General features: G+C 42.0%; 13 protein-coding genes. 5 read left to right on the forward strand and 8 right to left on the reverse strand.

Annotated features, from left to right (window positions below; genetic code table 11):
* The first annotated feature begins 434 nt into the window (after positions 1–434).
* On the forward strand, positions 435–1,127 hold the full coding sequence (locus JZO85_RS15735) for a hypothetical protein (protein WP_207109474.1): 693 nt from the start codon (positions 435–437) through the stop codon (positions 1,125–1,127).
* Positions 1,128–1,373: 246 nt separating this feature from the next.
* On the opposite strand, the gene JZO85_RS15740 is transcribed toward JZO85_RS15735, so the two are convergent.
* From JZO85_RS15740 to JZO85_RS15755, 4 genes are all read right to left on the reverse strand, one after another.
* Complete coding sequence (locus JZO85_RS15740) at positions 1,374–2,507, reverse strand: glycerate kinase (RefSeq protein WP_207109475.1); 1,134 nt, start codon at positions 2,505–2,507, stop codon at positions 1,374–1,376.
* A gap of 58 nt (positions 2,508–2,565) precedes the next feature.
* Positions 2,566–5,157 carry a mannosylglycerate hydrolase gene (gene mngB / locus JZO85_RS15745; RefSeq protein WP_207109476.1) on the reverse strand — a complete coding sequence of 864 codons (2,592 nt, stop codon included), beginning with the start codon at positions 5,155–5,157 and terminating at the stop codon, positions 2,566–2,568.
* A 19-nt stretch (positions 5,158–5,176) separates the two neighbouring features.
* Positions 5,177–7,090, reverse strand: coding sequence for a PTS 2-O-a-mannosyl-D-glycerate transporter subunit IIABC (mngA, locus tag JZO85_RS15750; RefSeq protein ID WP_207109477.1), 1,914 nt, complete (start codon positions 7,088–7,090; stop codon positions 5,177–5,179).
* Between the two features lie 125 nt (positions 7,091–7,215).
* Positions 7,216–7,935 carry a MurR/RpiR family transcriptional regulator gene (locus JZO85_RS15755; protein ID WP_207109478.1) on the reverse strand — a complete coding sequence of 240 codons (720 nt, stop codon included), beginning with the start codon at positions 7,933–7,935 and terminating at the stop codon, positions 7,216–7,218.
* A gap of 405 nt (positions 7,936–8,340) precedes the next feature.
* Here JZO85_RS15755 and JZO85_RS15760 point away from each other — a divergent pair, with 405 nt between their 5' ends.
* The 4 genes from JZO85_RS15760 (at position 8,341) to JZO85_RS15775 (ending at position 9,988) form a co-directional block, all read left to right on the forward strand.
* On the forward strand, positions 8,341–8,547 hold the full coding sequence (locus JZO85_RS15760) for a hypothetical protein (RefSeq protein WP_207109525.1): 207 nt from the start codon (positions 8,341–8,343) through the stop codon (positions 8,545–8,547).
* A 100-nt stretch (positions 8,548–8,647) separates the two neighbouring features.
* Complete coding sequence (locus tag JZO85_RS23345; RefSeq protein ID WP_347401803.1) at positions 8,648–8,857, forward strand: DUF2922 domain-containing protein; 210 nt, start codon at positions 8,648–8,650, stop codon at positions 8,855–8,857.
* Positions 8,858–8,980: 123 nt separating this feature from the next.
* Positions 8,981–9,373, forward strand: a complete 393-nt coding sequence (locus JZO85_RS15770) for a hypothetical protein (protein WP_207109479.1) — start codon at positions 8,981–8,983, stop codon at positions 9,371–9,373.
* A 24-nt stretch (positions 9,374–9,397) separates the two neighbouring features.
* Complete coding sequence (locus JZO85_RS15775; protein ID WP_207109480.1) at positions 9,398–9,988, forward strand: DUF2922 domain-containing protein; 591 nt, start codon at positions 9,398–9,400, stop codon at positions 9,986–9,988.
* A gap of 189 nt (positions 9,989–10,177) precedes the next feature.
* Here the strand turns inward: JZO85_RS15775 and JZO85_RS15780 are convergent, their stop codons facing one another.
* Genes JZO85_RS15780 through JZO85_RS15795 form a run of 4 tightly spaced genes read right to left on the reverse strand, consistent with a single transcriptional unit; the run spans position 10,178 to position 12,677 of the window.
* The gene (locus tag JZO85_RS15780) at positions 10,178–10,594 is read right to left on the reverse strand and encodes a PTS sugar transporter subunit IIA (protein WP_207109481.1); all 417 of its coding nucleotides are present in this window, start codon (positions 10,592–10,594) and stop codon (positions 10,178–10,180) included.
* 21 nt (positions 10,595–10,615) lie between these two features.
* Complete coding sequence (locus JZO85_RS15785) at positions 10,616–11,440, reverse strand: PTS system mannose/fructose/sorbose family transporter subunit IID (protein WP_207109482.1); 825 nt, start codon at positions 11,438–11,440, stop codon at positions 10,616–10,618.
* Positions 11,433–12,203 (reverse strand): PTS mannose/fructose/sorbose/N-acetylgalactosamine transporter subunit IIC, encoded by a 771-nt coding sequence (locus JZO85_RS15790; protein WP_207109483.1) that lies wholly within the window; start codon positions 12,201–12,203, stop codon positions 11,433–11,435. Before JZO85_RS15790 ends, JZO85_RS15785 begins: the two co-directional genes overlap by 8 nt.
* Before the next feature lie 21 nt (positions 12,204–12,224).
* Positions 12,225–12,677 carry a PTS sugar transporter subunit IIB gene (locus JZO85_RS15795; RefSeq protein WP_207109484.1) on the reverse strand — a complete coding sequence of 151 codons (453 nt, stop codon included), beginning with the start codon at positions 12,675–12,677 and terminating at the stop codon, positions 12,225–12,227.
* Positions 12,678–12,753: the final 76 nt, after the last annotated feature.

Below are 12,753 nucleotides of genomic sequence, written 5' to 3' on the forward strand. Positions count from 1 at the left end.
CTTATTTTTAAATAAAACAGGAGAAATGAATATTTCTTATTTCTCAGAAAACACCTTATATTTTTCACATATGTATGGATATTCATTTTTATAACTTTCAAACACCAAAGGATGTTGATTCCTCTGGTTTTTTTTGATTTAAACAACAGATATACGTCGATTTACACTCTCGTAATCCATCGGAATTTGTATTTTTTGCTCTGTTAAAAATAAAACCATATTTATCTATCAATAACAACGCCCTATACCCATAGAGCTGATGCGAACACTTTAAACAGCACTAATAAAACGGCGTGAAATCTACATTTCTTCTTTTTTCTCATGGTTAATTCAGTAATAACCCAATTTTTTAATGTTTTTTTATTAATTTTTATAAAGAATATGGGTTTTTGTTTTCTGTATACTGAAGGTATCAAGTTAAAGGAGTGTTGCACATGTCAAATGAAGCGGTAAATGGGAGATTGTTGTATAACAAAAAAATGTCTGAGGAGTGGTTAATTTTATTAGAGGATGCGCCTAATTTTAATCGTTATGATCTTAAAAAGCTTACTATCTTATTAGCAGCGCCTTGTGAGTTGGGAACGGTGATCTATCGGGACGAGCAACGGTCTTATTCCCCACATAGTCCTTTAAAAACACTGGAAAATTTCTTTCGGACGCATCGGTTTTTCGATTACTCATTGACGCGTCGTTGTTTTGCGGCGATCGATGGTTTTTCTTCTTATAAAGTCCCTTTTCTGAACTGGCACTATGTTTTATTGCCGCTGGAGCAGCCGGAATCTTGTACGTGGCTGAATCCATTGGATATTTACAAATTGAGTACGATTCGTGGGGTTTGTTTCGCGGAAATGACTAACGGCTTAGTCATAGAGATTCCTTCTCAGATGCGCAGCTTGGTCAGTCAAGCGGAGAAAGCTGTCTATGCGCTTTGCTACTTGCGTCGTGATTACTCGCTAACCTCGAATTATAACGGCGTCCCGCTGGATTATATTCAGCTGCCGAATACCCCTTTCGCCCAAAATTTGCGTAATCGTTCCCTGCTTCAGCATTGGGCTTCGGAGCGTGGTATGTTTCAACAGCGTTATTTCCACGAAGCATTATTGAGGTCTCAAGAGAATCTTATGTAGCAGAAGAATGTTAGCGCTTTAAAAGCAATGGCATAAAGTATTGCTGCATATTCCAAACGCTAGTCACACGAAAGCCCTGCTCGGTCATAAGCAGGGCTTTTCTTATCGCTAGATGCAGCAACTACTTCGCATGTATTCCTGTTTAAGCAGTTACAACTTTATGCTTCATTTAACTGAAAAAACTTGGATCGGGAGTCTTCACCGGTCCAAGTTCAATTGACCTGTCCTCAACAGACAAGAACTATACTATTCTTCCTTGTTTTTCTGCAAGAGAAAGAGCAGTTGTTTCGCTCTCATTGACGCTAGTTCAAGATTCTGCTTGGCGTTTGCCAACGCTTCTTTTAAAGTGGATAGTTGAGCAACGATCGGGATGATTACCGAAAGCCCTACTTTTTCAAACTCAAGCGGCTCTCCGCTGACTTCACCAACAAACGCAATAACGGGAACACCATGCTGCTTGGCTAATTTTGCTATGCCGACAGGGACTTTTCCTTGTAAGCTTTGGGCGTCCATGCGCCCTTCTCCGGTGATTACAAGATCGGATTGCTTTATTCTTTTCTCCAGATCAGTGTATTGAATAAGCAAATCTATCCCAGAAACGATTTGCGCGTCGAATATCGTTCTTAAGGCTAAGGCGATTCCGCCAGCGGCACCATCTCCGGGTTGTGATTCTGAGTTGGCTAACAATAATTGACTAAATTTATGAATGTCTCTCTCGAATTCTACTAATTCATCTGCACGTAACCCCTTTTGCTCACCAAACATATACACTGCACCTGTTTCACCAGTGATTACGCTTTGAACATCTGAGGCGATAATGATTTCCAATTCATTCAGTTCGTTTGGCAGGTGATCCGTTGAAATCCTAGCTATTTGTTGAAAATTTTCTGGGATTGGAGATACAGGTTGCTCTTCGTTGTCAAAAAATTCCACACCCAAACCTGCTAGCATGCCTATTCCACAATCGATTGTACCCGTGCCCCCTAAGCCGACAATCACACGTCTGGCGCCTTGTTTACAAGCCGTTATTAGTTGTTCGCCTAGTCCAAAAGAGCTGGTCTTTCTTGGATGTGAGGAGATCGTTCCGTCCAAGAACTGGATACCGCACGTTTGCGCAGATTCGATGATCACGGTCTTTTCATCTGCTAGCCAGCCGTATTGAGCGTCTATTTCTGCTCCTTTAAGGTCATGGCACAGCGCACTTTTGATCTGCCCATTTCTACTTGAGACGAAGGCTTCAACCGTTCCTTCCCCGCCGTCTGCGATCGCGATCGGTTCTACGGAAATTTTCTCATCTTCAAAGGTATTTTTTATAATCTGATTCGCTTCCTTACTAGTTAACGAACCCTTCATTGAGTCGATAGCTGAAATAATTTTCATTTTTTCACCTTTATCTATAAAGAATCTGGGCAGCTGAATCATCGCCCAGATTCCCTTTTTATTGTTCTAAATCAATAGTTATGACTTCATTTGCTGACAATTCATTTTTATCGCTGTGTATTGGCTCTTCCTTCAAATCATAGAAACTGCTGGACTTCGCACCTTCTAATTGCAACACTTCATTACCTTCAAGCGGATTAAAGAATCGGCCTAATATCTTTTCACTATTTTCCGCTTTTTTCACTGTGCTCAAAATGAGATGCTCATTTTTCTGTGTGAATAAAGAGTAACGGTTAGGCGAAGCTACCTCTGCTTTGTTCAGCTTCATTGCGTTATAGCCCATTTGATTATACGCTACGAAGGGCGTCAGATATTCCTTCGCATGTTTAGCAGGATTGCCTTGAGCTATCGGGCCATTGGAAATGACTAACCCAAATTCTAGTTGGATCTCTCTCAACATTTGTGAGTCTGGTGTTGGAAGCTTAATTCCGGAAGGTCTGCCTGGTCGACGGACCAAGTTCTCTTTCCCTAAGACACCAATGCTTCTAAACAATGTAATAGCGATACAATCATTTTTTTCTCCAATGATCTCATATTCTCTGGAGCTGTTCGTTAAAATAGCGGCTGTTCGTTGTTTATTTGAGAGTGAGACATTCGTTAGAAATGGGAAGATCGTATCTGGTCGCTCATCCCAGTCTTCTTTCTCCCAAACGTCCATCGCTTGGTCATGTACACCCCGACGAATGGTTCCAAATTGATTATCGGCAAAGGAAAATTGAGATTCTATCCCTGTCGGAAAAATTAGCCGGGTTCGATGATCCTTACATTGATTATCTACTCGTAAAGTAAGGCGAATACTATCGCTTGCTTTTGGCAGCTCTACCTCTAGATTGACGCTTACTTTTCCAGTGCTCTTTCCTTGTTTTCGTTCTTCCAAATGCTTTGGCAAACACCATTCATAAGCTATGTTTACTGTTCCTGCGTAGTTGTTTTGACTATGTTCAACCGTTGCCTTCACTTCATCTTTTGACAAAATTGGCCGATCATTTTCTAATGGTGAAAAATCATACTCATCTCCATCATCTGCCACATCCTCTAAATAGAGTATCTCAGAAAATTCTTCATTGGAGTCTTTATCCAATAACGTGATCGTGCCATTTGGATTGCCCCACAGCTTGAATCGATCATTTTCGATACAAGCGCTGGATACTGCTTTTTTCATCGAAGCTGACTCAGCACATTGCTCAATATACAGGGTCTCATACCCCATTGCTGGCAATTCCTTCTCGAAGGAAATCGTAAACTTCACAAAGGGCTCATAGTTCCCATAGTGTACTATTTGACGGTCAATCAAGCCGGGATCTATGATTTCTTCATTGAGAATATCAAAATCCACTGATTTCCCATCAGAATCAAGCAAATGGAAGGACGCTTTTTTTGTAATGATCGTTGTCGTTAGGGTCTCTTTTCTCTCATAAGGCAATAGATTAAAGACTACTAGCTTCTCCGTACCTTCTTTATCAGGCGTTCCCTCTGATAGTTTGCGTTGATAAAATTCAATCAACCGATCTGTTCGTTCTTCTGCGTTTACAAATCTAGCCAATATTTCAAAATGCGCTTTATCCGAGCAGCAGCAGCCGATACTATCATGAGCATGATTCTTCATGATTTCCTTCCAGATACCTTCGATTAAACCATGATGGTATTCATGACCAAGCGAGTAGGCGATCGATGCCAGTGGTTCTAAAATATTCGTGAGCTTATTTTCGATTCTCGCATTCGCTGCTTTAATATCCATTCTTGTAGAAAAAATACTGCGATGAACACGGCTATACTTGCCGTCGATAAATTCACCCTTGATTCGCGGTAAATCCAGCTTTTTCTCTAAAATATCAAAGACGTTCTCATAACGGCTCAAGAAAAATTTGCGCTCAGGATACAGCTCCTCTAAACTTTCGATTACTTGAAAGATATTTTTCTGGATAGGCATTTGATCGTGCCCGTTAGGAATAATTTCTTCATCCGTAGTGGCTCCGCGGTCTAAAACACCAAAGTATTTATCCATTCGTTCTTTTAATGGTTCTTTTTCTGTAGGAAGGTATTTCCCAATAGCATAACCAAGGGGAAATAATTGAGTGAGTACTTTTGATCCAGCGCTTCCTTCCCAATAAAATTCTGTTCGATCTGTTCCATGACGTTCCGAAACTCCTCGCCAAAAAATCACTCGTTCAATATCAAATCCATTTAAGATTTGCGGCATTTGGGCACTTTGTCCAAAGGAATCCGGCAAATAACCGATCATCATAGGATTCCCTAGTTTCCTGCTATCTTTCAAGCCGTACAGCAGATTTCTGACGATCGATTCGCCTCCCACGACCAGCTCATCGGTTTGTGAATACCAAGGTCCCACGATTAATCGACCTTCTTGAACAAGTCTTTTGACCCGCTCTTCCTTCTCTGGGCAGACTGCGAAGTAATCTTCTAGTAATGCCGTCTGTCCATCTAAAACATAATAAGGATAGTCAGGATTGTTCTCTAGCATATCTAAAATCTCGGACATGTTATTTACTAATAAAATCCTTGATTCTTCTGTTGTAAAATACCACTCACGATCCCAATGCATATGAGGTACGATGTGTACGTTTTTCATAAAATCTGTCAGCCTCTTCCTACTCGCTTACCGTTGCTTTGCGTAATTTTTGTTGTCTTGTTGCAATCAATAAAATTGTTGAGATAGCCGCTCCGATGATCGCAGCCCCAAACCAAATGAGTGCGCCTGTCACACCACTGTAGCTTCCTTCCAATAGAAACATGGAGAAAATACCTGCTCCAGGAACATTTAATCCAAGTCCGGTATAGGCAACGATAGCCCCAGTGACGATTGAGCCGCCAATGAATGAACCGATCACTCGAATTGGATCGCCCATAGCAAAAGGAATCGCACCTTCCGTAATGCCAGCTAATCCTAGCAGCCATGTTTGGTTTCCAATTTCTCTCTCTTGTTCGGTAAACAGGTTTTTCTTCAGCAAACACGCTGCTGAAAGTGAAAACGCAGAGACCATTTTTACTGATGCAAAGGTACAATAAGGAATGAAGTTTCCATTAGACATAGCCGCTATACAAAACGCGTAAGCTGCTTTGTTGACTGGTCCGCCTAAATCAAATGACACCATCGCACCCAGCACTGCACCTAATAGCAACGCGTTGCTTCCTTGCAAGGTATCCAACCAGCCGATCAGACCATCATTTAGCGCCGCGACTGGCTTTCCGATTAGAAACAGCATCACTACTCCTACAACTAGTGAACCGACTACAGGATAGATCCAGAATGTTACAAATCCGGAGAAAACACCGTTGGCATTGATATTCTTCTTCATCCAATTCATCAAGAAACCCGCGAATAGACCGGCCAACATTCCTCCGAGGAATCCGCTGTTGATCGTCATAGCAGCCAAGCCGCCAGCAAACCCTGGCGTAAGACCGGGCTTATCCGCGATTGAGTAGGCCATATAGCCGGACAATACCGGAATCATCAAACTTCCTAGTAGTCCACCGCCTAGGCCTTTTAATAGAAACAACCAACTGCCTTCTACTGCTGCCAAATCCTGCAGGCCGAATAGTTGAGTAATCAATACCGCAACCGTTGAGATCATCCCGCCGGCAATAATAATCGGGATAATATATGAAATACCTGTAAGGATGGAATCCTTGATCTGCTGCTTGATCGATTTCGCAGATTCATCTACCTCTGTGAAATCTTCCCCCTGCTCCGAGCTAGGCATAAAATTCTCCGCCTTTTTCAGCAGGCGATTGATGATTTCTTCAGGATGCTTGATTGGTTCTGCGACAGTCGTGTCGATTTTAGGAATATTGGCAAACCGTTCCATCCCCTTTAGAGAGACATCGTGAGCCAGAATTATCCCGACTGCTTCATTCACCTCTTTGGGTGTGATTCGATCTTCAATTCCTTTTGCGCCCTGCTTTTCGATTCGTGCTTTATAGCCCAGCTGGTTTGCTGTTTTAGTAATCGACTCCGCTGCCATATAGGTATGAGCAATTCCCGCAGCGCATGCGGTGATTCCAAGAATCAATCCTTTTTCTGCTTCAATTGACGGACTTTGCTCTTCTTTTTCATCTAATAGCGCGATTATTTCCGCTCTTTCCCCGGCGTTCTTAAAACGTTCCAAGTATGCACTATCTGATAATCGACCAGCCAATTTCGCCAGAATGTCCAGATGAGTACTCCCAGCCTCAGATTCGGGAATTGCTAACATGAAGATCAATGACACTTGGTTGTTTGGGTCTAAGCTCGGATAATCCTTCAACGGTTTTCTCAATCTGACAACCGCAAAAGAGGCTTCTAGTACAGCAGAAGATTTTCCGTGGGGAATAGCCAATCCATTTTCAAATCCGGTAACTGAGATTTTTTCCCGATCATAAATAGCCGCTAAAAACGACTTGAGATCAGAGACCTTTCCCTGTTCATACAGCTTTTGTGTCATAAATTCAAAAACTTCTTCACGCGTCTCAAAGTTTTGATCTAAAAAAATAAGTGCTTGTGATGTGGCGTTTGCTAAGTTCATTTGAATTCCTCCTTTTCTTATTAGAAATCTAGCATATTCCCAAAACCTGGTTCGCATTTCTAATAAAAATAAACCCCTTTCATAACTTTGATAGAGGTCTTTGTGTAATATTACACGGATTAGTTCTAAATTTCGGCATACGCCTCCATGAGACTGTTCATAATAACTAGTATCGGCGTCTTATCCGTAATGTTGTAATGATTTCTAAATACTTCAGGAGAATAGCAAAACAAACTAATATCAGCCAATTTCGCAAGGGAATTCGCGCTTAATCCCGTTAAGGAAACGATTGGATGTCCATGCTCCTTGGCAAGCTTGGCTAATTCTAATATTTGATCTTTTTCACCTGACAGGCTGATAAAGAAGAAGATTTCATTCGTCGAGTGCTCAATTTTATGCCGCAGCTCATTTGCGTAGGTATAAAAAAAGGCCTTATCTTCTATCGCATAAAAATTGTCGACAACGATTTTTGTGGCATAGGCTGTCTGACCGATCGCAAAGAAATTAATGCGGCTTGCGCTGCTGAATAACTGAGCAACCTGTCTCTCACGTTCTGAATCAATCAATTCAAAATTTCTTAACAGCAGCTCTTTTTGCTGGTGGACAATTTCAATTGGTTCGTTGATTTCATGCTTTAGCTCATTTTTTAGTTCTGAATATCCTGAATATCCTAGTTTGTGACACAATCGGGTGATCGTATTTGGCGCTGTGAAAAATTTTGAAGCCAAATCAACAATTTTCATTTTAGAAACCACCGATTTATGCTCGCCAATATACCGAACGATCTCATCCTCCAAATCTGTAAAACGATATTCTTGATTAATTACTCGTTGCTGAAACTCCATAGCTTACCCCATCCTCGATTTTTTCCTATTGCACAAGCCCTAACTAGGGTCTTTAACGCGACTGTAAAATTGATATTTTAAGTGTAACACATAACGTTTGCTCATAATAAAACTAAAAAAAAGCAACGCTTTGATGAAAAATACAAAACGATCATTGCTTATCCTTTCCCTATAAATACCTTCTCACTCTCACCACATGAATATTACATTTCCATCTGAAATTTGCAGTCGTTTCTTCTGCTTCACTTTTCAAAAGCCTATTCTAGCAGGATTTCGTCAAAAATAATCCTGTAAAAAGCCGCAAATTTGGCGGTCAAATGCAAATTTCAGGGGTTTGACCAAGTTTTGGTTTCTGGCTTATCGTTAAGTCACCGGCCGGTACGATAATGAAAGTGGAGGCAAATGATGATTCAAAAAATCGGGACAAAATTAAAGGTTCAGATCCATACGGCGAATGATGAGAAATTACAGAACATTCATTTCCAGCATGTCGTCGATGCACCAGCCGAAAGTGCTGTGCTGACCTTAGGCGAGATCGTGACCGCCTTATCCTCAGAAGGCAGCACTTTGGATGGTGTCGTGTTAACTAGTCAATCACGTGTTACAAAGTAATTCTTGAGGACTGTCCAACGAGTGGGGAAAAATCAACACTCTTAGTCTCTCTCACCTGCATCGTTGGATCGTCCCTTCAAAAAAAGGAGGCGTACAGATAGTGAAGCTAGTCGCAAATTTTACATCTAATGGGGGAAGCAGCCAAACCTTGACGCTTGCCGACCCAAATAGGAGCTATACACCTGCTCAGCTCAAAGGGCTCTTGGAACAAATCGGACCCTTAGATCTCTTCAGCAAAGATGGAAATACTCTCTACGACACAGTGGAAAGTGCCATGTTTGTAGAAACCAAAGAAACAATCCTTTTCTAATCATTGAATTCTGAGGCGGTAGTCATCTGCCGTCTCAGGCAGTACATAGATTTAGCCTTCAGAGGAGATGCGCACTCCTCTGGAACAGCTTTGATTTATAAAAAAATTTAGGAGGAAACATCCATGAACGAACGACCATTTACATCAAAACAGCTATTCAGTCTGAAAAAGAACACCCTTGAAAAACGCATCAAATCCTATTACAAACTTTCTGGAGATACTGACAGCACCGTCCAATATCTGATGGCACTGCAGGTCCGCGATCGCTTAGGCGACAGCGAGTTTCACCTGATCTTAAAGGAAGTCGTACAGCACCTGTTTTCACAGCGAAAAGTGACCAAGATCATGAAAAAATTCTTTTTCCACTTCAAGCACTACTTCTTATCAAAGGAATGGAAATACTTAAATCTGCGGGTCTTCCCTGTCCGTCAATACGCCGAAAAAGCGATCACCGCCGTACGTAATCGCTTATCCGTCAGCCCGCTGTTTGGCAGCCAAGAAGTCCAATTCGAGTAATCAATAATGAAAGGAGCTCACACCATGAAAATTATTACAACCAAAAAACTGGTTTCCACCTTTAAAAAAAGCGATGGCAAAAAGCAACATCTGACCATCAAAGACCCTGCCGTCGATAAATCCGCCGCCGAAGTCCGCGAAGCTTTGGAGCTGCTGACGACATTGGATATTTTTGAAGAAGAAAACGGCGTTAAACCATTCGCGGAGGTCGATACCTGTAAATACGTAGAGACCATTAAATACATTCAATTTGATAAGGACAACCCCGTCGAAGCGGTAGAACCGACGACTCTGTCTAAGCCAATCAAAGTCCCTGCACCTGTCACCCGCCCAAAACCGAATTACGAAAAATTCGTTGATTTAGTATGCCCTGCAGCCTTGGAGAACCTGTCGGACATCCATTTTACCGTAGAAAAAGAAGCCGCCGAAGCGACTCCTGAGCCTGTTGTTCTTCAAAACATTGATCGTCTTGACTCAAATGCGCCCACTATGCGCCAACCAATCGAGACATCACCTGCAGCAGCTCCAGAAGTGCCGCCAATTTTCGAAAAACCGAAAAGGAAAAAGCGGCTGATTCATAAAATGAAGGAGCTGTTGTTGGGCGGATTTCCCTGAATAAGTGGTTGATAGAACTGTACATGGGGTTCATGATTTAGTTAGTACTTTTACGGAGCTGATTCAGTGTACCGTCTTTTAAGCCTGCACAAAATAACTGCCTATTGCTCAGCAATAGACAGTCATAAAATTCTTCATTCATTGGTTCGTTGCTGGAAGGTAAGTCCTATTTCTGATTGATCATGGGTCCTACTCTTCCGTAAACTTCTTGACAATATTGATAACGCCTTCACTTCCCGCTATAACTCCCTGTGAGACTAAGTTTTCAAGCGGGAAAATGGCTCTGCCGGTTAGAACCTCTAGCAGCATCGGCAGATTTACGCCTGAGATGGCTTGGACATCATACCCTTCTGCAAGCAATAGCGCGACTGCGTTTGAAGGGGAGCCGCCGAATAAATCAACAAATACCAATGTTGGGTGATCATTGTCAAATTTTCTCAGTTTCTGCTTGAGTGCACTGACCAAGGCGTCTAATGACATTTCAGGGGTAAAAACTAAAGTTTCAAAATTTTCTTGTTCACCAATGATCATCTCGGCAGATTTTTTGATTCCTGTCGCGAATTCACCGTGGGTCATAACTAGAACATTGCTCATATTGGTTTCCATAAAAATCTCCCTTTTTTCAGTCTAAAAGATATGCAGCAGTGAGCCAGCAGCACCTAGTACAATCAAAATAAGCAATAGCTTGATCACTGATACATTCTTTTTGTCGTGCAGATACCATATGACCATCACCAATATGAATGGCAGCAGGCCTGGCATTAAACCATCTACAATATCCTGTAATTTAGTGACGGCTCCACCGCTTCCCCACTTGATCGGGGTACTCAATGAAACGAACTGAGCCGATAATCCGCCGACGACTGTTAGACCGAGGATGGACAAGAAGCCAGTAACCTTTTCGATCATAGCTGGAGAGAAAATCTCAGAGTCCATGATTTTCATTCCTTCTCTAAATCCAAACTGAACACCCCAAAGTCCGAAGCCTAAGGTAATTGCAGTCCAGCCAACCAAGAAGATGATCGGGCCTAAAATATTCCCGTCAAGAGCCAATCCCATACCAAAGCTAAGCAGCAGCGCATTTCCGGTACTTGCAAATAATGAGTCTCCTAATGCGGCCATAGGTCCCATCAAGCCAGATTTGATGGCATTAAAGACATCATCAGGAATATCTTCACCCTGCGCTTTTGAAACCTCCATCGCACAAACTGCTCCGATCAGCGGCAGTCCAATGGTTGGTTCAGTATTGAAAAAGGCCATGTGTCTTGTTAATGCTTGCCCCATCTCGTCTTTATCACCATTCGTCACCTTCTTCAAAACTGGAACGATACTCCAGGCAAAGGCCACATTCTGCATTCGTTCCCAGTTCCAAGCTGACGTATTGGACATAATCCAACGAAAGCCAACCTTATAGATATCCTTTTTCGTCACTTCTTGAGCTGTATTAGGCATGTTCATGTCCTCCCGCATTTTCTTGATTTAAGTAACTGATCATCGCTAATGCGATCCCTATTAGAGCAACAGTAAAAATCGGCAGTTCCAATGCTGTCACAACAATAAATCCAAGGATAAAATAGCCCATCAGGCTTGGTTTAGTAAGCAGCATTTTCAACAGTACCGCCATCCCTAAAGCAGGCAGCATCCCTCCAATAACGGTAATGATTGCTGTTAACCATTCTGGGATGATTTTAACGATATCCTGCGCCGCTGAAGCGCCAAAATAGAGAACTAAAAAGGCTGGAACAAAACGGAAAACAAAGGCGATGATCTGGGGTAAGCCAATTGTCATGAAGGTCAGCTTTCTAAGATTTCCCTCAGCGGCATACTCATCTGTTTTATGAACCAAAAAGGAATTAATCGTCGCAAATAATTGCCAAACAAATGTACCGATCAGCCCTAAAGGAACTGCAATAGATACAGCTATTTCAGCTGAGACCCCTGTCGAAAGTGCTAATGCCGTTCCGACATAGCCGGCGATTCCTATATCTGATGCCATCGCCCCGCCTGGGGTAACAGCGCCGATATATAATGCATTGATCGTAGCCCCAATGATCACACCATTTTTTACATCCCCCATAATGATCCCAACGATCAGCCCTGCAACTAAGGGTTTGCCAAAAACATGATACGCAATTCCTTGCCCACCAAGCCATGGTGTCGCAATCCAAGCTAAATAAGTGAAAAGTGAAATTAATACCGCTTGTAATAAGTTCATTTGTTTACTCCTCCCAATCTATTAAAACGTTGAAACAGGCTGCCCCGGCACTGTTTGCATAAATACTTCTACGCAGTCTTTACACTTTAATGTATCGATTGCTTGATAATTTTCCTCGTCTAGGTGAACTGTTTGTGCATATTTTTTTCGCCCTGGTGCCATTCCGATATTTCCGACATTCAGCTTCCAATCATACTGATTGTTGGCTTCAATTACTTGCTTGGCACTTACTGGTGCCTTCGTAATGAACAGCGTGTCATTTTCTGAGTAATCATTTACACATTGCACTGCTTCATCCACTTTTTTGATTACCAGCTCCACATGCTTTGGCGTCGCCATTGTCAGCGCTTTCGAAATAATCGGATTGCTAGCTGCGAGGTCATCAATAACCACGATTCTTTTTGCCCCTAATTGTTTGATCCAAGCAGTCACTACTTGTCCATGTACTAATCTGTCATCGATTCTAAAAAACATATCCATTCTCCTTTTTGCCAACGGCTTTATTTTTTTGTCAATTTTTTAGCTTGGGTATTCATTCACATGTTCTGGT

Origin of the sequence: Candidatus Enterococcus murrayae (genome assembly GCF_017315985.1) — a bacterium.
Taxonomy (GTDB): Bacteria; Bacillota; Bacilli; order Lactobacillales; family Enterococcaceae; genus Enterococcus_A; species Enterococcus_A murrayae.